At 37.5% G+C, this 22030-nt stretch carries 19 protein-coding genes (1 of these 19 only partly in view); 17 read left to right on the top strand and 2 right to left on the bottom strand.

Annotated features, from left to right (window positions below; all coding sequences use genetic code 11):
* The 7 genes from L6471_RS12145 to L6471_RS12115 all read left to right on the top strand — a co-directional run.
* Window positions 1–729, top strand: the 3' portion of a protein-coding gene (locus L6471_RS12145; protein ID WP_006282032.1) for a sensor histidine kinase. It extends 444 nt beyond the left edge of the window; 729 of the gene's 1173 nt are visible here — the last part of the coding sequence; the start codon falls outside the window, past its left edge; the stop codon is at window positions 727–729.
* 64 nt (window positions 730–793) lie between these two features.
* Complete coding sequence (locus L6471_RS12140; protein ID WP_006282031.1) at window positions 794–1318, top strand: YceD family protein; 525 nt, start codon at window positions 794–796, stop codon at window positions 1316–1318.
* Window positions 1319–1339: 21 nt separating this feature from the next.
* On the top strand, window positions 1340–1525 hold the full coding sequence (rpmF, locus tag L6471_RS12135; RefSeq protein WP_006282030.1) for a 50S ribosomal protein L32: 186 nt from the start codon (window positions 1340–1342) through the stop codon (window positions 1523–1525).
* Window positions 1525–2547: a beta-ketoacyl-ACP synthase III gene (locus L6471_RS12130; protein WP_006282029.1), complete on the top strand. Its 1023-nt coding sequence runs from the start codon at window positions 1525–1527 to the stop codon at window positions 2545–2547. Before rpmF ends, L6471_RS12130 begins: the two co-directional genes overlap by 1 nt.
* A 90-nt stretch (window positions 2548–2637) precedes the next feature.
* Window positions 2638–3519, top strand: a complete 882-nt coding sequence (gene era / locus L6471_RS12125; protein WP_006282028.1) for a GTPase Era — start codon at window positions 2638–2640, stop codon at window positions 3517–3519.
* A 217-nt stretch (window positions 3520–3736) separates the two neighbouring features.
* A complete protein-coding gene (der, locus tag L6471_RS12120) occupies window positions 3737–5050 on the top strand; it encodes a ribosome biogenesis GTPase Der (RefSeq protein WP_006282027.1) in 1314 nt (437 codons plus the stop codon).
* Window positions 5050–5451, top strand: coding sequence for a hypothetical protein (locus L6471_RS12115; RefSeq protein WP_027453624.1), 402 nt, complete (start codon window positions 5050–5052; stop codon window positions 5449–5451). The genes der and L6471_RS12115 overlap by 1 nt, the downstream gene beginning before the upstream one ends.
* 55 nt (window positions 5452–5506) lie before the next feature.
* On the opposite strand, the gene L6471_RS12110 is transcribed toward L6471_RS12115, so the two are convergent.
* Together L6471_RS12110 and L6471_RS12105 are read right to left on the bottom strand one after the other, a co-directional pair.
* On the bottom strand, window positions 5507–6277 hold the full coding sequence (locus L6471_RS12110) for an ABC transporter ATP-binding protein (RefSeq protein WP_074550274.1): 771 nt from the start codon (window positions 6275–6277) through the stop codon (window positions 5507–5509).
* Window positions 6278–6279: 2 nt separating this feature from the next.
* Window positions 6280–7038 (bottom strand): MlaE family ABC transporter permease, encoded by a 759-nt coding sequence (locus L6471_RS12105; protein ID WP_006283557.1) that lies wholly within the window; start codon window positions 7036–7038, stop codon window positions 6280–6282.
* A gap of 134 nt (window positions 7039–7172) precedes the next feature.
* Here L6471_RS12105 and lptB point away from each other — a divergent pair, with 134 nt between their 5' ends.
* The 10 genes from lptB to mutL all read left to right on the top strand — a co-directional run bounded on the left by lptB (window position 7173) and on the right by mutL (window position 21954).
* Window positions 7173–7961, top strand: coding sequence for an LPS export ABC transporter ATP-binding protein (gene lptB / locus L6471_RS12100; protein ID WP_006283556.1), 789 nt, complete (start codon window positions 7173–7175; stop codon window positions 7959–7961).
* A gap of 135 nt (window positions 7962–8096) precedes the next feature.
* Window positions 8097–9452: a trigger factor gene (gene tig, locus L6471_RS12095; protein ID WP_006283555.1), complete on the top strand. Its 1356-nt coding sequence runs from the start codon at window positions 8097–8099 to the stop codon at window positions 9450–9452.
* 137 nt (window positions 9453–9589) lie between these two features.
* Complete coding sequence (gene clpP / locus L6471_RS12090; protein WP_006283554.1) at window positions 9590–10258, top strand: ATP-dependent Clp endopeptidase proteolytic subunit ClpP; 669 nt, start codon at window positions 9590–9592, stop codon at window positions 10256–10258.
* 8 nt (window positions 10259–10266) lie between these two features.
* On the top strand, window positions 10267–11505 hold the full coding sequence (gene clpX / locus L6471_RS12085; RefSeq protein ID WP_027453620.1) for an ATP-dependent Clp protease ATP-binding subunit ClpX: 1239 nt from the start codon (window positions 10267–10269) through the stop codon (window positions 11503–11505).
* Window positions 11506–11590: 85 nt separating this feature from the next.
* Window positions 11591–13771 carry a DNA helicase RecQ gene (gene recQ, locus L6471_RS12080; protein ID WP_027453619.1) on the top strand — a complete coding sequence of 727 codons (2181 nt, stop codon included), beginning with the start codon at window positions 11591–11593 and terminating at the stop codon, window positions 13769–13771.
* Between the two features lie 167 nt (window positions 13772–13938).
* Window positions 13939–15423, top strand: a complete 1485-nt coding sequence (guaB, locus tag L6471_RS12075; protein ID WP_027453618.1) for an IMP dehydrogenase — start codon at window positions 13939–13941, stop codon at window positions 15421–15423.
* Between the two features lie 24 nt (window positions 15424–15447).
* Entirely contained in the window at window positions 15448–16878 is a 1431-nt protein-coding gene (locus L6471_RS12070; RefSeq protein ID WP_006283551.1) for a peptidylprolyl isomerase, read from the top strand.
* Window positions 16879–16889: 11 nt separating this feature from the next.
* Window positions 16890–18350 carry a peptidylprolyl isomerase gene (locus tag L6471_RS12065; RefSeq protein ID WP_006283550.1) on the top strand — a complete coding sequence of 487 codons (1461 nt, stop codon included), beginning with the start codon at window positions 16890–16892 and terminating at the stop codon, window positions 18348–18350.
* 47 nt (window positions 18351–18397) lie between these two features.
* Window positions 18398–20032 (top strand): OstA-like protein, encoded by a 1635-nt coding sequence (locus tag L6471_RS12060; protein WP_237797411.1) that lies wholly within the window; start codon window positions 18398–18400, stop codon window positions 20030–20032.
* Window positions 20032–21954 (top strand): DNA mismatch repair endonuclease MutL, encoded by a 1923-nt coding sequence (mutL, locus tag L6471_RS12055; RefSeq protein WP_074550268.1) that lies wholly within the window; start codon window positions 20032–20034, stop codon window positions 21952–21954. Before L6471_RS12060 ends, mutL begins: the two co-directional genes overlap by 1 nt.
* The last annotated feature ends 76 nt before the right edge of the window (window positions 21955–22030 follow it).

Raw genomic sequence — 22030 nt, 5'->3', positions numbered from 1 at the left:
TCCCTTTATCCCTTTGTACAATTGGCTGTTGTCTTACTATTTATCCTAATTGGAGTATTTGCTCTACTTGCGCTTAAGAGAGCGGAACAAAATCGTGTTTGGGTAGGTTTATCTAAAGAAACAGCTCATCAATTAGGCACTCCAATATCAAGTTTGATGGCCTGGGTGGAAATACTTAAGGAAAGTTATCCTGAAGATAAACTGATTCCTGAAATGGACAAGGATGTAGCTCGATTACAATTAATTGCAGATCGGTTTTCAAAAATAGGGTCATTGCCAGAATTATCACCTGTATCACTGCATGATGTGTTGAGCCATGTAGTAGATTATATGGATCGTAGAACCTCCCGTTCTGTTAAGATGGTGTTAGATTATCCTAAGCAAAATATTATCATTCAAATGAATTCTCAGCTCTTTGAATGGGTCATAGAAAATCTATGCAAAAATGCAGTTGATGCCATGGGAGGAGAGAAAGGTCAGATTACACTTCGTATAGAGGAAATGACGGATAAAGTTGCCATAGAGGTTATTGATACAGGTAAGGGTATAAGAAAAAAAGATATAGAAAATGTCTTTAGACCCGGTTTTACGACTAAGAGTAGAGGTTGGGGATTAGGCCTCAGTTTGGCTAAACGCATTATAGAAGAATACCATAAAGGAAGAATATGGGTAAAAAATTCAGAATTAGGAAAGGGGACAACGTTTCGTATAGAATTGAAAAAAGATTAAAAATAATATTTTTAAGGATAAAATTATCATATATCAGAAATTATTCGTAACTTTGCAGCCCGAAATGTGTAGTCTAGAAAGTTTTAAAATAGACTTGAAGGCTCTGCCTCAGGGTATTACTGAGATGCAGTTGAAGCTAGACGATGGGTATTTCTTGGCAATAGAAGCTTCGGATATTCATCGCGGTGATTTAGTATGTACACTTTCCATTCAGAGAGTGGATGACTTTTTCAAACTTAACTTCCATATAGAGGGCCTTGTACACATTCCTTGCGACTTATGTCTGGATGATATGGAGCAATCTATTGATACAGAAAATAAATTAGTCGTAAAGTTTGGTGAAGATTACTCAGAAGAAGATGACCTTGTGACGGTGGCCGAGGACGAAGGAATACTCGATGTTTCATGGTTCATCTATGAATTTATAGTACTCGATATACCTATCAAGCACGTGCATACACCTGGTAATTGTAACTCTGCTATGATTAGATTGCTCGAAGAGCATTCAGCCGTCCGAAGCGGTGAGGAAGAAGAGTCAACTGTAGATCCACGCTGGGAAGCTTTAAAGAATTTGAAATTAAAAGATTAAAATTTAAAAGTTTAAAGAATTATGGCACATCCTAAAAGAAGACAATCAAAGACACGTACTCTTAAGAGAAGAACTCATGATAAGGCAGTAGCTCCAACATTGGCAGTTTGCCCTAATTGTGGTGCTTATTATGTATACCACACAGTATGCCCTACTTGTGGTTACTATCGTGGTAAAGTTGCTGTTGTAAAGGAAGCTGCTGAATAATGCCGCAGAAAATTAACGCTATCATCACTGGTGTAGCTGGTTATGTTCCAGACTATGTTCTCAATAATGAGGAATTGTCTAGAATGGTTGACACCAATGATGAGTGGATTACAACACGTACAGGTATTAAGGAGCGCCGTATCCTCACAGAAGAGGGACTCGGCACTTCTTATATGGCACGTAAGGCAGCTAAGCTTCTGATGAAGAAGACTGCCTCTGATCCCGATAGCATTGATGCGGTCATGGTAGCTACCACTACTCCTGATTATGTACATCCGTCTACAGCTTCAATTGTATTAGGAAAGTTAGGACTAAAGAATGCTTTTGCATTTGATTTCTCTGCCGCTTGCTGTGGTTTCCTTTATGCTTTGGATGTAGCTTGTAGCATGATTCAGAGTGGTCGTTACAAAAAGATAATCGTTATAGGTGCTGATAAAATGTCATCTATTACGGATTATCAAGATCGCGCAACTTGTCCACTTTTCGGTGACGGTGCTGGTGCTGTAATGGTTGAAGGAACAGAAGAAGAGAACATTGGTCTCATCGATTCTGAACTTCGAACAGATGGTAAAGGTCTTCCTTTCTTGCATATAAAGGCAGGTGGGTCGGTTTGTCCTCCATCAAGATTTACTGTAGATCATCGTCTGCATTATACATATCAGGAAGGTCGTATGGTTTTCCGTTATGCTGTAACTGCTATGGGTGATGATTGCGCAAAGGTTATGGAGCGTAATAACCTTACTGTTGACGATATAGCTCATGTTGTCCCTCATCAGGCTAACTTACGTATTATCGAAGCTCTTGCTAAGCGTTTAAATATGCCGATGGAGAAAGTCATGGTTAATATCCAAAATTATGGTAATACCAGTGCGGCTTGTATGCCTTTGGTTCTTTGGGATAAAGAAAAGGAACTTAAGAAAGGTGATAATATGATATTCACTGCGTTTGGTGCTGGTTTCGTTAATGGTGCTGCTTATATCAAGTGGGCTTACGATGGTGCTGATGTAGCTGGTTCGAAATAAACAAAGAAAGATATCAACAAGAAAACGCATTCTTCTTATTTTTCGATAAGGGATGCGTTTTTTTGTTCATTACTAATAATCCAATAGAATATGCATAAGGCAGGTTTTGTTAATATAGTAGGTAATCCGAATGTTGGTAAAAGTACATTAATGAACCAACTTGTCGGTGAGCGTATTAGTATTGCTACATTTAAGGCTCAAACTACGCGTCATCGCATTATGGGTATTGTCAATGATGATGATTGTCAGATCGTTTTTTCTGATACTCCAGGTGTTTTGAAACCAAACTACAAAATGCAGGAGATGATGTTGGCTTTTTCAGAGTCGGCTCTTGCTGATGCTGATGTTTTACTCTATGTTACTGATGTTATAGAAAGTCCAGAGAAAAATCAGGATTTTCTTGACAAGGTGAAGAAAATGACAATTCCAGTATTGCTTGTTATCAATAAAATAGATGAAAGTAATCAGAAGCTATTGGGCGATATTGTAGAAAAATGGCATGGTTTGCTTCCAAATGCAGAGATTCTACCTATTTCAGCAAAAAATAAATTCGGTGTTGATATGCTGATGAAGCGTATCAAAGAACTTCTTCCTGATTCTCCTCCTTATTTTGATAAGGATCAATTGACCGACAAGCCTGCTAAGTTCTTTGTTAGCGAGATTATACGAGAAAAGATACTTCTTTACTATGATAAAGAAATTCCTTATTCTGTAGAAGTTGTTGTCGAGAGATTTAAGGAAGACGAAAAGCGTATTCATATCAATGCGGTAATTTATGTGGAGCGTGATTCGCAAAAAGGTATCATTATAGGTCATCAGGGTGTTGCTCTTAAGAAAGTAAGTAGTGAAGCTCGTAAGACACTTGAGAAATTTTTCGATAAAAGAGTATTCTTGGAAACTTTTGTAAAGGTTGATAAGGATTGGCGAAATTCACAACGTGAACTTGATAGTTTCGGTTATAATCCGGAATAATAATCATATAGTTTTCTCTTTTACTTAGTTGGAGAGTGAAAGAGAATGTATTTGTTTATCCAGCATTCTGTCCTGAATGGTATTGAGGACAAACCCTCTCGCAAGAGAGAGCCGGGAAAGAAGGTCACATCTCGGCAAACAGAGTATTAACTAGGGTGCGGTGACCTCTCCCTAACTCTCCAATCTTTATGGAGAGATAAGCTCTTTGTAAATAGCAATGGCAAATTTAGTTGCAATTGTTGGTCGTCCTAATGTAGGAAAATCAACGCTTTTCAATCGTTTTACTCAGTCTCGTCGTGCTATCGTAAGTGATACTGCAGGTACCACACGCGACCGCCAGTATGGCAAGGTTTCATGGAATGGTAAAGACTTTTCGGTTGTTGATACCGGAGGTTGGGTTGTAAAATCTGATGATATTTTTGAAGATGCAATTCGTAGACAGGTGTTAGTAGCTACAGAAGAGGCAGATTTGGTTCTTTTCTTAGTAGATACAGAAACAGGTGTAACCGATTGGGATGTTGATGTAGCCAAGATTCTTCGTCGTGCAAAACTTCCTATTATTCTTGTTGCCAACAAGGTAGACAATAGTGGTGAATACTATGAGGCAGCAGAATTTTATAAGTTGGGTTTGGGAGACCCTGTTTGTATCAGTGCTGCTACTGGTGGTGGTACAGGTGATCTTCTGGATATGATTTTGGAGAAAATGCCTAATAGTCCAGAAGAGACCATAGAGGAGGATATACCTCGTTTTGCAGTAGTTGGTCGTCCTAATGCAGGAAAAAGCAGTATTATCAATGCGTTTATCGGTGAAGATCGTAATATCGTTACTGAAATCGCAGGTACTACCCGTGATAGTATATACACGAAATATGATAAGTTTGGTTTTGACTTTTATTTAGTTGATACAGCAGGTATACGTCGTAAGAACAAAGTAACAGAGGATTTGGAATTCTACTCTGTAATGCGTTCTATTCGTGCTATTGAAAACAGTGATGTATGTATCTTGATGCTTGATGCAACTCGTGGTATTGAAGCACAGGATATGAATATCTTCCAGTTAATTCAAAGAAACAATAAGTCTCTTGTCGTTGTAGTTAATAAGTGGGATTTGGTAGAGGAAAAATCGCAGAAGGTAATAGATACCTTTGAAAATGCTATCCGTAAGCGTATGGCACCATTTGTGGATTTCCCAATAATCTTTGCTTCTGCTCTGACTAAGCAACGTATCTTCAGAGTCTTAGAAACTGCAAAGGATGTGTATCAGAATCGTAAGATTCATATCGGTACATCTAAATTAAATGAGGTGATGCTGCCTATTATCGAGGCTACTCCTCCTCAGAGTATCAAGGGTAAGTACATTAAGATTAAATATTGTACTCAGTTGCCTAATACACAGATTCCTTCTTTCGTATTCTATGCTAACTTACCTCAGTATGTGAAGGAGAATTATCGTAGATTTCTGGAGAATAAGATACGTGAAAACTGGAATCTTCATGGATGTCCTATCAATATTTTCATTCGTCAGAAATAATGAAAAAACTGTTGATGTTTATTATTTTGCTTCTGTCCTTATGCGCTGTTTCCTGTTCTCATGAAAAGGAAGAGGACATGGGACAGTTAGCAGCAATTGCGGCCAAAGGTTATTATGATGAACTTCTTCAAGGAAAGTATGAAGAGTTTGTAGATGCTACTTATCGTCGAGATAGTATTCCTGCGGTGTATCGTGAGCAGTTAATAGCAAATGCTAAAATGTACATAGGACAGCAGAATGTAGAGCATCAGGGTATCAAAGAGGTAACAATAGCTAATGCTAAGGCAGATACTGCTAGACGCACAGCTCAAGTTTTTTTGGTTTTGAATTATGGTGATAAATCAAATGAACAAATAGTTGTTCCAATGATACAATACCAAGGAATTTGGAAAATGAGATAAAAAAAATCGTCTTGGGATTAATCCTAAGACGATTTTTTCTGTATCAGTTGATAGCTTATAATTTTTCACCTTTCATCTCTGCTTGTTTTACTTTTCGGAATAAGTCTGAAGCAAAAACAAGTGCATTCAGTTTCTCATTTGTAGATTCCATGACTTCATCTTTTGTTCCTTGCCATTCTTTATGACCTTTGTAAATGAAGTTGATATTATCTCCAATTCCCATAACTGAATTCATATCATGGGTATTAATAATCGTGGTAATATTAAATTCTTTTGTGATGCTTGACAGAAGTTCGTCTATAACTAGTGATGTTTTTGGGTCTAATCCAGAGTTTGGTTCATCACAGAATAAATATTTAGGATTGAGTACGATAGCGCGAGCGATAGCAACACGTTTCTGCATACCACCAGAAATTTCTCCAGGGAATTTTTTCTGAGCATCAATCAGATTAACACGATCTAAGCAGTCTTGCGCTCTTTTAACCCGTTCGTTATAATTCATGGATGAAAACATATCAAGAGGAAAGCGTACGTTTTCGAGTACAGTCATAGAGTCGAAAAGAGCAGCACTCTGAAAGATCATTCCCATTTCTCGTCTCATGGCTACCTTTTCTTTTTTACTCATTTGAACAAAGTCTCTTCCGTCATATAATATTTCACCCTGAGTAGGTGTAAGAAGGCCTACCAAATTTTTCATCAGAACCGTTTTTCCGGAACCACTCTGACCAATGATTAAATTTGTTTTACCGGTTTCAAAAACGGTATTGATATCCTCGAGAACTGTTTTTTCGCCAAAGGATTTGGTTAAATGTTTTACTTCTATCATTGTTAAGAGAGCATTTGGGTTAAAAATACATCAGAAAATAGGATCAATACGCTGGAATTAACCACAGCAGTAGTACTCGCTTTACCAACCTCGACAGATCCTCCTTCTACAGTATATCCGAAATAAGAAGAGACGCTGGAAATGATGAATGCAAAGAACAGACTCTTGATAATGCTCATCCAAATGAACCATTGATTAAAAGAGTGCTGGATACCTAACGTTAAATCTTCTGGGGAAAGAATTTGTCCGATATATGCAGTACCATATGCACCAACGATACCCATGGCAGAACTGAAAATAACCAAAAAAGGCATAATGGTAACCAATGCTGCAATTTTCGGTAGAATAAGATAACTTGCAGAATTGACTCCCATAATGTCTAATGCGTCAATTTGCTGAGTTACTCGCATAGTTCCCAATTCAGAGGCAATATTAGAACCTACTTTGCCAGAAAGAATCAGGCACATGATAGAAGAACTAAATTCCAATAGCATGATTTCTCGTGTGGTATAGCCGGCTACCCATCGTGGCATCCATGGACTCTGAATATTCAGTTTCATCTGGATGCAGATAACAGCACCAATAAAAAACGAAATTAGTAAAACGATACCAATGGAATCAACTCCAAGTTGAGTCATTTCCTTGATATATTGTTTGCTATACATTCGTAAACGTTCGGGGCGAGAAAATACTTTACCCATTAATTGGATATAGGTACCTAATACGGTAAGGTATTTATGTAATAACTTTGTGATGAACATACTTTTTTGCTGTTAATTGTAATTGCAAAAGTAACCAAATTCCACAAAAAAACTGCAATATTCCAAATAGTTTTAGAATTTATCAGTGATATTAGACTGATTTTTAGTATTTTTGCACCTAAATTATTCTAAATATGGACAATCAAGAACAGATGGTGCTTCGCACAGAGGGCCTGGTTAAGACTTATGGAAAACGTACTGTAGCTAATGGCGTATCTATTGAGGTGAAGCAAGGTGAAATTGTAGGCTTGCTTGGCCCTAATGGAGCAGGCAAGACGACTTCTTTCTATATGACAACAGGACTTGTGGTTCCTAATGATGGCCATGTCTATCTTAACAATCAGGAGATAACTGACTATCCGGTTTATAAGCGTGCAAGAGCTGGTATAGGTTATTTGCCACAGGAAGCTAGTGTGTTCCGTAAAATGAGCGTTGAAGACAATATCATGTCTGTATTGGAAATGACAAAATTGTCGCATGCTCAGCAGTTGGATAAATTAGAGAGTTTGCTTCAAGAGTTTCGCCTTAATAAAGTTAGGAAAAATAAGGGAGACCAATTGTCTGGAGGTGAACGTCGTCGTACGGAAATAGCTCGTTGTTTGGCTATAGATCCAAAATTTATCATGCTTGATGAACCTTTTGCAGGTGTGGACCCGATTGCTGTGGAGGATATTCAACATATAGTGTGGCGCTTGAAATATCGTAATATCGGTATTTTGATAACTGACCATAATGTGCAGGAAACGCTATCTATAACGGATAGAGCATATCTTCTTTTTGAAGGTAGAATCCTTTTTCACGGAACACCTGAAGAACTAGCAGAAAATCCGATTGTACGTAAAAATTATCTTAGTGATAACTTTGTATATCGTAAGTTTAAGCCGAATGAGGAAGATGAACTAGCCGAAGAAGCTGAAGGATAACGTAAAGAAGATATACTTTTATGGTTAAAAAATCCAATTTTTCTCCATTATATTAGGTATTTACGTTAATTATGAGTAATTTTGCAAGTCGTTTCTGAGAATAAAAATAATATTAAATAAATAAAATTTATCAAGATGAAAATTTCATTCGAGAATCCTGACAAAGTAAATGGTCTTTTGACTCTTACAGTAGAAGAGGCTGATTACAAGGAAAACGTCGAGAAGACATTAAAGAGCTATCGCAAAAAAGCTAACATTCCTGGTTTCCGTCCTGGTCAGGTACCAATGAGCTTGGTTAAACGTCAGTTTGGTGCATCTGTTAAAATGGATGAGATCAACAAGTTTGTTGGTGAGCAAATCTATAAGTATGTACAGGATAATAAGATTCAGATGTTGGGTGAACCTCTTCCTTCAGAGAAGCAGGAACGTCAGGATCTTGAAAACGAAAGTACATTCACTTTTGTATTTGATATCGCAGTGGCTCCAGAATTTAAGGTTTCTCTTACAGGTCGCGATAAGGTTGATTATTATACAATCACAGTTGATGATAAATTGATCGATCAGCAGGTTGAGATGTTTACTTCACGTATGGGTAGCTATGAAAAGGCTGAGTCTTACGAGGATAATGACATTTTGAAGGGTGATCTCCGTGAGTTGGATGAGAATGGCAATACAAAGGAAGAAGGTATCACAGTAGAAGCAGCTTCTGTAATGCCAAGCTATATCAAAGTAGAGGAGCAGAAGAACCTTTTCAATGGTGCTAAGGTAGGTGATATTATTACATTCAACCCAAAGAAGGCTTATCCTGAAAACGATGCAGAGATCGCTTCATTGTTGAAGATTGATCGTGAGGCTGCAAAGGAAGCAAATGCAGATTTCAGCTTCCAGGTAACCGAAATCTCTCGTTTCAAGAAGCATGCAGTAGACCAGGAACTTTTCGATCAGACTTTTGGCGAGGGTGAGGTTAAAGATGAAAAGGCATTCCGTGAGAAGATTGCTGAAGGCTTGAAGGAGCAGTTGCAGGCAGATCAGGACTTCAAGTTCATCCAGGATGTTCGCGCTCATTGTGAAAAGAAGGTTGGTAAACTTGAATTCCCAGATGCTCTATTGAAGAGAATTATGTTGAATTCTAACCAGGATAAGGGTGAGAAGTTCGTAGAGGATAACTACGAGAACAGTATTAAGGAGTTGAAATGGCATTTGATTAAGGAGCAGTTGGTTGCAGCTCAGAACATCAAGATTGATGATGCTGATATTAAGGAAACTGCAATGGAAGCAGCTCGTGCTCAATTCGCTCAGTATGGTATGACTAATATTCCAGAGGAGTATTTGGAGAACTACGCTAACGAAATCTTGAAGCAGAAGAACAGTGCTGATGCACTCGTTGATCGTTCAATTGATCGTAAGCTCTCAGCTGTTCTTAAAACTGTTGTTAAGTTGAATCAGAAGGAAGTTTCTGTTGAAGACTTCAACAAGATGATGAGTGAATAATAATCAAGTTTTTTAGAAAAAACTTCTTTTATATAAAGAGGTTATCGATTTTTTTTATTATCTTTGTTTCTACGAAAAAGATATAAGAAGGTCGATAGCCTCTTTTTCTTGTTTATTACGAAAGGATAATTAAACATATGAACAAAGATTTTAGAAATTATGCTACTAAGCATTTGGGAATGAACGGTATGGTTCTCGATGATGTAGTGAGAGCTCAGGCTCAATATTTAAATCCATACATTTTGGAAGAACGTCAGCTGAATGTTACTCAGATGGATGTGTTCTCTCGTCTGATGATGGATAGAATTATCTTCTTAGGTACTGAAATCGATGATTATACAGCCAATACTCTGCAGGCACAGTTGCTTTATCTAGATTCGGTAGATAGTGGTAAGGATATCTCTATTTATATCAATAGTCCTGGTGGTAGTGTTACTGCTGGTCTTGGTATTTATGATACCATGCAGTTTATATCTAGTGATGTAGCAACGATTTGTACAGGTATGGCTGCTTCAATGGCTGCAGTTTTGTTGGTATCTGGCCAAGAAGGAAAACGTTCAGCTTTGACTCATAGCCGTGTTATGATTCATCAGCCTTTAGGTGGTGTGCAGGGCCAGGCTTCAGATATAGAAATCGAAGCAAAAGAAATTCAGAAATTTAAGAAGGAACTATATACGATTATTTCTAACCACTCTCATACTCCTTATGAAAAAGTATGGCAAGATAGTGACCGTAACTATTGGATGAATGCAGAGGAGGCTAAGGAATATGGTATGATTGATACAGTTCTCACGCGCAAGAAGTAATAATAAAAATGCCAAAAAAAGTTTGTAGCTTCTGTGGAAGAAGTGAAAATGAAGTAAAATTATTGATAACCGGTTTGAACGGATATATCTGTGAAAATTGTGCAGAGCAGGCTTATGATATCGTTCAAACAAGTGGCTTGTCTCCCAAAAAAGAACAGCATGCTTCAGATAATCCTCTTAAATTGAAAAAGGTACCAAAGCCTAAAGAAATTAAGAAATATCTTGATCAGTATGTTATTGGGCAGGATGAGGCAAAGCGAACCTTGGCCGTGGCTGTTTATAATCATTATAAGCGTTTACAACAGCCTGTTGCTGATGATGGAGTAGAAATCGAGAAGAGTAATATCATTATGGTTGGTAGTACTGGTACTGGTAAAACATTACTGGCCCGTACAATAGCTAAGTTGCTCGATGTTCCTTTCACAATTGTAGATGCTACTGTATTTACAGAAGCAGGATATGTAGGAGAGGATGTAGAAAGTATCCTTAGCCGTTTACTTCAGGTTTCTAATTATGATGTAGCCGCAGCAGAAAGAGGTATCGTCTTTATTGATGAAATTGATAAGATTGCACGTAAGAGTGACAATCCATCGATTACTCGTGATGTAAGTGGTGAAGGTGTTCAGCAGGGATTGTTAAAACTCTTGGAAGGTACTATGGTTAACGTGCCACCTCAGGGAGGTCGTAAACATCCAGATCAAGAGTATATCCATGTAGATACGCGTAATATCCTCTTTGTTTGTGGTGGCGCATTTGATGGTATCGAACAAAAAATAGCACAGCGTATGAATACGCATGTCGTGGGTTACAATTCCGTTCAAAATGTACGAAAGATTGATAAGAGTGACTTGATGAAATATGTACTCCCTCAAGACTTGAAGCATTTTGGATTGATTCCTGAAATTATCGGACGTCTTCCAGTTCTGACATACCTTAATCCTTTGGATCGTGAAGCTTTGCGCAGAATCTTGGTTGAACCTAAAAATTCAATCATTAAGCAATATGAAAAGTTGTTTGAAATGGATGGTATCAAGTTGACATTCGATGAAGACGTTTTTGATTATATCGTTGATAAGGCTGTAGAATACAAGCTTGGTGCACGAGGACTCCGTTCTATCGTTGAGTCTATTATGATTGATGCCATGTTTGAAATTCCGTCTAAGCGATTGAAAGCATTTGCAGTTACTCTTGATTACGCTAAAGAGCAACTTGAAAAGTCTCACTTGGAATTACAACAAGGAGCATAACTATCAGTTGGACCTTCGGGTCCAATTGATTCAACAATGAAAAACAACTCAGTTTAAAAGTGAATAAAGGAGCTACTTTATAATTATGACGAAAGAAGTTAATCTTATAGATGCACTAAAGCGCTACTTTGGCTTTGATAAATTTAAAGGCGATCAGGAGGCTATTATCCGTAATGTTCTTGATGGCAACGATACGTTTGTATTGATGCCGACAGGAGGCGGTAAGAGTTTGTGCTATCAGCTACCTTCTTTAATTATGCCTGGTACGGCAATAGTTATTTCTCCATTAATAGCTTTGATGAAAAATCAGGTTGATGTTATTAATGGTATGAGTGAAGGTGATGGCGTGGCTCATTATTTGAACTCTTCATTAAATAAGTCGGCTGTAGAACAGGTGAAATCGGATATTCGTGCTGGTAAGACTAAATTGTTGTATGTAGCTCCAGAATCTTTAACGAAGGAGGATAATGTAGAATTCCTTAAAACGGTAAAGATTTCTTTCTATGCTGTAGATGAGGCTCATTGTATATCGGAATGGGGACATGATTTCCGTCCTGAATATAGAAGAATTCGCCCGATAATCAGTCAGATAGGTAATGCGCCTGTTATAGCTTTGACCGCCACTGCAACGGATAAGGTTCGTACGGATATCAAGCGAAGCTTGGGGATAGCAGATGCTCATGAGTTTAAAAGCTCGTTTAATCGTCCTAACTTGTACTATGAAGTACGTCCTAAAACTAAGGATGTAGATAAGCAGATTATTATGTTTATTAAACAGCATCCTGGTAAAAGTGGTATTATTTATTGTTTAGCCAGAAAAAAAGTTGAAGAGCTTGCAGAAATTTTAAAGGCTAATGATATTAAAGCAGCTGCTTATCATGCAGGATTAGATTCTTCAACGCGTTCGAAGACCCAAGATGATTTCCTTATGGAAAATATCGATGTCATCGTTGCGACTATAGCCTTTGGTATGGGTATAGACAAGCCTGACGTGCGTTTTGTTATCCATTATGATATACCTAAGAGTCTGGAAGGGTACTATCAGGAAACAGGTAGAGCAGGTCGTGATGGTGGAGAAGGTAAATGTATAGCCTTCTATGCGAAAAAAGATCTGAAGAAACTAGAAAAATTCATGGAGGGTAAGCCTGTCGCTGAACAGGATATCGGTAGACAATTACTTCAAGAAACTGCAGCTTATGCAGAATCTTCAGTATGTCGTCGAAAAATGCTCCTTCATTATTTTGGTGAGGAATACGAGCAGGATAATTGTGGCAATTGTGATAATTGTAAGCATCCAAAGACAAAAATAGATGGCAAGGATGCTTTGTTGATTATTTTAAAAGCTGTAGCTGCTGTAAAAGAAAATTTCCGTCAAGAATATATTGTTGACTTTGTTAAGGGTAGAGGAACTGACGATATTGTATCGCATAAGCATGATCAGCTAGATGAGTTTGGTGCAGGTGCAGATATGGATAATAAATTGTGGAATCCAGTAATTCGTCAGGCGCTTTTGGCAGGTTATCTCCGTAAGGATGTTGAGAATTATGGCTTGTTAAAATTAACTGCTTCCGGTAAACGGTATATCAAGAGTCAAGAGCCTTTCATGATCGTTATGGATAATGAGTTTACAGATGATTATGTAGATGATTCAAATGAGGCGGGTGGAACAAGTGCTCTTGATCCAGAGTTGTTCTCTATTTTGAAGGATTTACGAAAGAAAACAGCTCATAAACACCAATTGCCACCATATGTGATCTTCCAAGATGTTTCTTTGGAACAGATGGCAACTATGTATCCTGTTACTCAGGAAGAGCTGACGAACGTACAAGGTGTTGGTATAGGAAAAGCAAAGCGATACGGAAAAGAGTTTTTGAAAGTCATAAAGGAATATTGCGAAGAAAAACAAATCGTTCCACCTGAAGAACTTCGTGTTCGAACAGTAGCGAAAAAATCGATGCTGAAAGTTAGTATCATCCAGTCTATAGACCGTAAAATGGCATTGGATGATCTGGCAGATGCCAAAGGACTCGATTTTAGTGATCTGCTAGATGAAATAGAAGCCATTGTATATAGTGGCACTAAACTTAACATAGATTATTTTATTGAGGATGTTGTCGATGATGATAAAGTAGATGACATTTATGATTATTTCATGGAAAGTGAAACGGATGATCTCAATGAAGCCTTAGATGAATTAGGAGATGATTACAGTGAAGACGAAATTCGGTTGGTAAGAATTAAATTTCTGTCGGAAAATGCGAATTAAAGTTGCAGTGATAACGTTATATAAAGAAGCCCTGTTTGCTAAAACGCAAACAGGGCTTCTCTATATGGACGTTAAATAGCATTAATTCAAAACGAAAATCATAAAATAGCCCTTTATATATGGAAAATTATTACTATATTTGCACGCAATAAATTTCTAAGTTATATATGTCATCATTTGTTGCAGATAAAATTGTAATGGACGGACTTACTTACGATGACGTCCTTTTGATCCCTGCTTATTCAGAGGTTTTGCCTAAAGAGGTACAGTTAAAAACCAAGTTTACACGTCACATTGATTTGAATATTCCGTTCGTGACAGCAGCTATGGATACGGTAACAGAAGCATCTATGGCTATTGCTATTGCGCGTGAAGGAGGTATTGGTGTAATACACAAAAATATGACAATCGAGGAACAGGCTCGACAGGTCGCAATTGTGAAACGTGCAGAAAATGGTATGATTTACGATCCTGTTACAATTCAGCGTGGACGTACCGTTAAAGATGCTTTGGATATGATGGCCGAGTACCATATCGGTGGAATCCCAGTTGTAGATGAGGATAATCATTTAGTAGGAATTGTTACGAATCGTGACCTCCGCTTTGAACGTCGTATGGATCGTAAGATTGATGACGTCATGACGAAAGAAAATTTGGTTACAACGCATCAGCAGACAGACTTGCTGGCAGCAGCTCAGATTCTTCAGGAGAATAAAATCGAAAAACTTCCTGTTGTTGATGCAGAAAACCATTTGGTAGGTTTGATTACTTATAAAGATATCACTAAGGCTAAAAATAAGCCAATGGCTTGCAAGGACGAGAAGGGTCGTTTGCGTGTAGCAGCTGGTGTAGGTGTAACAGCAGATACTCTTGATCGTGCTAAGGCCTTGGTAGAAGCTGGTGTTGATGCAATCGTAATCGATACTGCTCATGGCCATTCTAAGGGTGTCGTAGAAAAGCTTAAGCAAGTTAAGGCTACTTTCCCTAATGTAGATGTTATTGTTGGTAATGTTGCTACAGGTGCAGCTGCGAAATATTTGGTAGATAATGGTGCTGATGCTGTGAAGGTAGGTATTGGTCCTGGTTCAATCTGTACAACTCGTGTTGTAGCAGGTGTTGGTGTTCCACAGTTGAGTGCTATTTATGATGTGTATTCTGCGTTGAAAGATACAGATGTACCTTTGATAGCTGATGGTGGCCTTCGTTACTCAGGTGATGTTGTTAAGGCGCTTGCTGCTGGTGGTAGTAGTGTTATGATAGGTTCTTTGGTAGCAGGTACAGAAGAAAGTCCAGGTGAAACCATTATTTTCAATGGTCGTAAATTCAAGAGCTATCGTGGTATGGGTTCTTTGGAAGCTATGGAACAAAAGAATGGTTCTCGTGACCGCTATTTCCAGAATGATATCAGTGATGCCAAGAAGCTAGTTCCAGAGGGTATTGCCGGTCGTGTGCCTTACAAAGGAACCGTTCAGGAAGTTATTTATCAGTTAGTAGGTGGACTTCGTTCAGGTATGGGTTATTGTGGTGCTGGCGATATTGCTAACTTGCACAATGCACAGTTTACTCGCATTACCAATGCTGGTGTTTTGGAAAGTCATCCACATGATATTTCAATAACAAGCGAGGCACCAAACTACAGCCGCCCTGAATAAGGAAATGTAATTTAAAAAATACTAATGAAAATATATGCGTTGTTAACAGCCATGCTCCTCAACGGGGGCATGGTTTTTGGTCAAACTGACCCTGTTATAATGAAAATAGCAGGTAGACCTGTGAGCAGGTCTGAGTTTGAGTATTCTTATAACAAAAATAATTCAGCCAGTGTTATTGATAAAAAAAGTATCGTAGATTATGTAGATCTTTTTATCAATTACAAACTAAAGGTGAAGGCAGCTGAAGATGCGCATCTGGATACGTTAACTTCTTTTCAAAAGGAATTTGAAAGTTACCGTGATCAACAAGTGCGTCCGTCTTTTATTACAGAAGCTGAAGTTGAGGCTGAAGCGCATAAGATATACGAAAGTGAAAGACAACGTATAGATAATAATGGCGGTATGATTCGTCCGTCTCACATTTTATTGCTGTTAAAGCAAAATGCACCAGCTAAAGCAGCGGAAATTGTGAAAAATCGAATCGATTCCATTTATAATGCTCTTAAAAAGGGAGCTAATTTCCAAGAGTTAGCAAAAAAATATTCTGATGACAAAGGGTCTGCTGTGCAAGGCGGTTTGCTACCTTGGATCGTAAAAGGTCAAACATACAAGGAATTTGAAGATGTTGCTTATTCAATGAAGAAAGGTGAAATGAGCAAACCTTTTTCTTCACCAGCAGGATATCATATTATCTTGATGACAGATAAGGGAAAATTCTTTTCATATGATTCTCTCAAGAATAACATCTATCGATTTATAGAGCAGCGAGGTATACGAGAGCAAATTATAGATCGTAATCTCGATTCAATAGTCAAGACTTTACCAGAAGGAGCTACGAGAGAAACTGTCCTTGATGAAAGAGCTTCTGATATGTCTGAAAAGGACTCTAATTTGAAATATCTTATTCAAGAATACCATGATGGTCTTCTTCTTTATGAAATTAGTAATCGTAAAATTTGGGAAAAGGCTGCAAAAGATGAGGTAGGCTTAGAAAATTATTTCAAAAGGCATAAAAAATCCTATGCTTGGGATGAACCTCGATTTAAAGGTATTGCCTATCATGTAAAAGATGCTGCAGATGTAAGTGCAGTGAAAAAAAGTGTCAAGGGAAAACCATTTCAAGAGTGGGCTTCTATTTTACGCAAGACATTCAATAATGATTCCACTATACGTATCCGTGTAGAAAAAGGAATATTCAAGAAAGGTGATAATGCCGTAGTTGATAAAATGGTGTTTCATGTAGACACTGCACAGATTAAGCAAATAAAAGACTATCCTATAGATGCAATATTTGGTAAGAAGTTGAAAAAAGGACCAGAGACATATGAAGATGTAAAATCTAAGGTCATTTCAGATTACCAAGATGAGTTAGAAAAGGTATGGATAGAGGCTTTGCGGAAGAAATATCCAGTAGAAGTGTATCAAGATATATTGGCTACTGTCAATAAACACTAATTTATTATAGTATGAAGACTGTAAACAAATTATTTTGTGGGTTCAGTGGACTGCTTTTGATGGCTGTAATTACAGTAAATGCAGGAAGACCGTATTTTCGAGTTGCTCAAACCGTGAATGATTCGTTGGAGCATAAGAACTTTAATGCTGATTCTGCGAAAAATAGTCCTGAAATAAAGGAAAATAGTATCATTGATGAAGTGATTTGGGTAGTAGGTGATGAGCCTATATTAAAATCAGATGTTGAAATGATGCGAATGCAGGGCGAAGCTGAGGGTGTAAAGTTTCAGGGTGATCCTGATTGTTCTATTCCTGAACAACTTGCGATTCAGAAATTGTTTCTTCATCAGGCAGCAATTGATAGTATTGAGGTTACTGAGTCAGAAGTATCACAAGGTATAGATGATCAGATTAATTATTGGATACAATTGATTGGTTCTCGCGAAAAATTGGAAGAGTATCGTAAAATGACGATTACTCAAATCCGTCAGCAAATGCATGATGATTTCAAAAATCAGCAGTTGATTAGAAAGGAGCGTGAAGAACTTGTTAAGGATATAAAGGTGACTCCAGCTCAGGTCAGGGCGTATTTTAAAAATTTGCCAGAGGATAGTATTCCTTTTGTTCCGACAGAGGTTGAAGTTCAGGTTATAACGAGGCAACCAAAAATATCTAAGGATGAAACCGAGCGTATCAAAGAACAGTTACGTGACTTTACAAAGCGTGTAAACGATGGAGAAACTTCGTTCTCAACACTAGCTCGATTATATTCAGAAGATCCGGGATCTGCTCGTCAGGGAGGTGAATTAGGCTATATTGGTAGAGGTATGCTTGATCCAGCTTTTGCGAATGTAGCATTTAATTTAACAGATCCGAAGAAAATTTCTAAGATAGTTGAAACAGAGTTTGGTTTTCATATTATTCAATTGATAGACAAACGTGGTGACAAGATTAATTGTCGTCATATTTTGCTCAAGCCTACCGTATCAGAAGAAGCACTTCAGTCAGCGTCGCTTCGTCTTGATTCTATCGCAGATGATATTCGTGCGAATAAGTTCTCATTTGAGTCTGCAGCTTCATATCTATCAGACGATAAAGATACTAAAAGCAATTTTGGCTTGATGGCCAATAGTTCAGAAACAGGACGTACATCACGTTTTCAAATGAAGGATTTGCCTTCTGAGATTGCTAGAGTTGTAGATACATTGAAAGTTGGACAGATTTCATCAGCATTTACTATGGTTAATGCTAAAGGTAAGAAGCAGGCTTGTATAGTTAAATTGAAATCTAGAATTGATGGTCATAGAGCAACAATAACTGAAGATTTTCAGGTTATGCAGAATCTAGTTACAAAGAAAGAGAAAGAAAATGCAATTCATGACTGGGTGGTCAATAAAATAAAAAAGACATATGTTAAGATGAATGATCGCTACAAGGATTGTAAATTTGAATATGAAGGTTGGGTTAAATGATAAATAATCATTTGAAAAAGCAAAATATTAGCGGGCATGGAATCAGTATGTTACTGATTTTATGCCTGTTTGGGCTCTGTGTGTCATCGGCATTTGGAGCACGTAAAAAGCGTAAGATAGTAGGTGATAATCGTATTTATCTGATCCATGCGGATAATTTAAGATTTGATCAGTATAGTGTAAATCCTGATGCTCAAATCTTGACAGGACACGTGTCATTTCGGCATCAGAATTCTCATCTTACCTGTGATAGCGCCTATTTTTATCAGGCAACAAATTCTGTAAAGGCTTTTGGGCATGTGCATTTCAGACAAGGAGATACGTTGTCTTTGAAATGTGATTATGCCGATTATGATGGACAAGTTCAGTTTATGCGTGCACGTCATAATGTAGTATTACATCATCGTAAGCAAATCTTAAATACGGATAGCCTTGATTACGATCGTCTTTATAATTATGTCAATTTCTCAGAAGGTGGAACTTTATCTGATGGAAAAAACAAACTTGTTGCAGATTGGGGACGCTATTATGTAGATACGAGAGAGGCTGAATTCTATTATAATGTCCACCTAAAAAATGGTCGGGATTACATTACAACAGATACGATGTTTTATGATACACGTAATTCTGTTGCTCATGTTGTTGGCCCTTCGAAAATTACGTCTAAAGGTAGTGTGGTAAATACAAGTAATGGTTATTATAATACCAAAACTGATCGTGCCAGATTATATGGGCGTTCTACTATGGTAGATAAGGATAAATCTATTACAGGTGATAGCTTGTTCTATGTTAAAGATAAAGACAGTGAAGGCTTTGGTAACGTTATCTATGTGGATAAACGCAATAAGAACTCTCTTCATTGCGGTTATTTGCGTTATAATGAAAAAACAGGATATGGATTTGCTACACGTAGACCGGTTGCTATAGATTACTCTCAAAAAGATACATTGTGGATGCATTCTGATACGATGAAAATCTATACATTTAATATAAATACAGATTCTGTTTATCGAAAGGTTCATTGTTTTCCAAAAGTTCGCGCCTTCCGTCAGGATGTTCAGGCGGTATGCGATTCTATGGTCTTTAATTCTCAGGATTCATGTATGACTATGTATAAGGATCCGATTGTATGGAATGCAGGAAGACAGTTGCTTGGAGAAAAAATACAATTGTTTATGAATGATTCCACGTTACGCTATGCGCATGTCATCGGACAAGCGTTGTCCGTAGAATCATTAGGGGATAGCATACATTATAATCAGGTAGCTTCACGAGAGATGGAGGCTTTTTTTGTTAATGGTAAAGCTCAGAAAGGTGTTTCCTTCGGAAATGTGCAAATTGTATATTATCCAATAAATGATAAAGATAGTTCTATGATTGGCTTGAACTATACAGAAACCGATACAGCGAAGATGTTTATGGATGAACATCAGCAGCTTGTAAGAATATGGATGCCGAAAGCCACAGGAACACTTTATCCAATGAGTCAAATACCTCCAGTTAAATATAAGTTGCCATCATTTGCATGGTTTGATAATATTCGTCCAAAAGATAAAAATGATATTTTTGAGTGGCGAGGTAAACGTGAAGATCAAAAATTAAAGAATGTAAGTCGTCATACTGCACCATTACAACGTATAGGTAAAAAAGACGAGAAAAAAGGTGAAGAAGTAAAAATATAATGAGCGATATCATACAGTTATTACCCGATTCTGTTGCTAATCAGATAGCGGCGGGTGAGGTTATTCAAAGACCTGCTTCTGTAATCAAGGAGTTGGTGGAGAATTCTGTCGACGCTGGAGCCAAATCGATTCAGGTTCTTGTAGTTGATGCTGGTCGTACATCTATTCAAGTAATAGATGATGGAAAGGGTATGTCTGATACAGATGCACGTCTTTCATTTGAGCGACATGCAACTTCAAAGATCAAAAAGGCTGATGACCTTTTTGCACTTCATACTATGGGATTTCGTGGAGAGGCATTAGCTTCCATAGCTGCTGTTGCGCAGATAGAGCTTAAAACGCGTCAGGCTTCTGAAGATATAGGTACTCAACTTTCTATTTCTGGATCAAAGTTTATAGGACAGGAGCCTTGCTCTTGCCCTATAGGTAGTAATTTTAAAATAGAAAACTTATTTTTTAATGTACCAGCTAGAAGAAAATTTCTAAAGTCGAATACTACCGAACTGAACAATATACTTACGGCTTTTGAGCGTATAGTATTAGTTAATCCTAATATACATTTCAGTTTATATAGCAATGGGACAGAAATGTTCAATTTACAACCTGGAAGTATTAGACATCGTATTTTAGATATATTCGGAAAGCGTTTAAACCAGGATTTGCTCCCTGTGAATGTAGAGACAAGCTTAGGTAAAATATCAGGATTCGTTGGTAAACCTGAATCTGCTCGTAAAAAGGGTGCACACCAATATTTTTTTGTTAATGGTCGCTATATGAAACATCCTTATTTTAATAAGGCAGTTATGAGCGCTTTTGATCGGTTAGTACCATTAGGAGAACAGGTTCCTTATTTTATATATTTTGATGTAGATCCACATAATATAGATGTTAATATCCATCCGACCAAGACTGAAATAAAATTTGAAAATGAACAGGCTATATGGCAGATTTTGTCAGCGGCCGTAAAGGAGGCAGTTGGACTTTTTAACAATGTTCCTACTATAGATTTTGATACTGAAGGAAAGCCAGAAATACCTGTTTTTGGAGAGAGTGGCAATCAATTGTCAGCTCCAAGGGTAAACTATAATCCGTCTTATAATCCATTTGAATCTTCTAGCGAAGATTTGGTGAGTCAGGATGGAGAACAACAGATAGGACAAACGTTTGCGTCAAAAATAGATTCAAATTATTCAGCTACAACTCAAGGAGAAATTTTTGAATCAAAGCAGGCTCGTGTACCAGAAGAGTGGGGGAAACTGTATGAAGGATTAAAATCCAAAACCGTTTCACAAGAAGGAGATATTTTTGAGAGTAGACAAAATACTGTTGTGGAAAGTAAGGAGCATTTAGTAGAAGATAAATCCCCTTTACATTATCAATACAAGGCAAAGTACATCATGACAGCAGTAAAGTCAGGTTTGATGATAATAGACCAGCATCGTGCGCATGTACGTATTTTGTATGAACAGTATCAAAAACAGTTGATTGAGCACACATTTCAGTCACAGAAAGTTTTATTTCCTGAAACAGTACGCTTTACACCATCTCAACAAGTAGTATTACAAGACATCTTTTCTGATATGGTAGATATGGGCTTTGAACTCACAGATTTAGGGGGTGGAAGCTATGCTGTTAACGCAATACCTATGGGACTTGATGGAATAAATCCTATAACGTTGGTAGAAGATATTGTACATTCGGCAATCGATATGGGTAAATCGATGAAAGAAGAAATGCGACAGTCTTTATCATTAAGTTTAGCCAGAAATGCTGCAATTCCTCAAGGTCAAATTTTGTCTAATGAAGAAATGGAAGCAATCGTGAATGGTCTTTTTGCTTGTTCAAATCCAAATTATGCTCCGGATGGTAAGAGTATCCTCTGTATACTAACACAACAGGAAATAGATCATCTTTTCGGGTGAAAGGTTCTTCTTGGAAGCGATTACAGTGGACTTTATGACCAATTTTAAGAAAAATCAAAAATATTCAGTAAAAAAT

The sequence above is a fragment of the Segatella bryantii genome (assembly GCF_022024215.1).
Taxonomy (GTDB): Bacteria; Bacteroidota; Bacteroidia; order Bacteroidales; family Bacteroidaceae; genus Prevotella; species Prevotella bryantii.
Note: the sequence above shows the minus strand (reverse complement) of the source record. Positions and strands in the feature narration are given on the sequence as shown.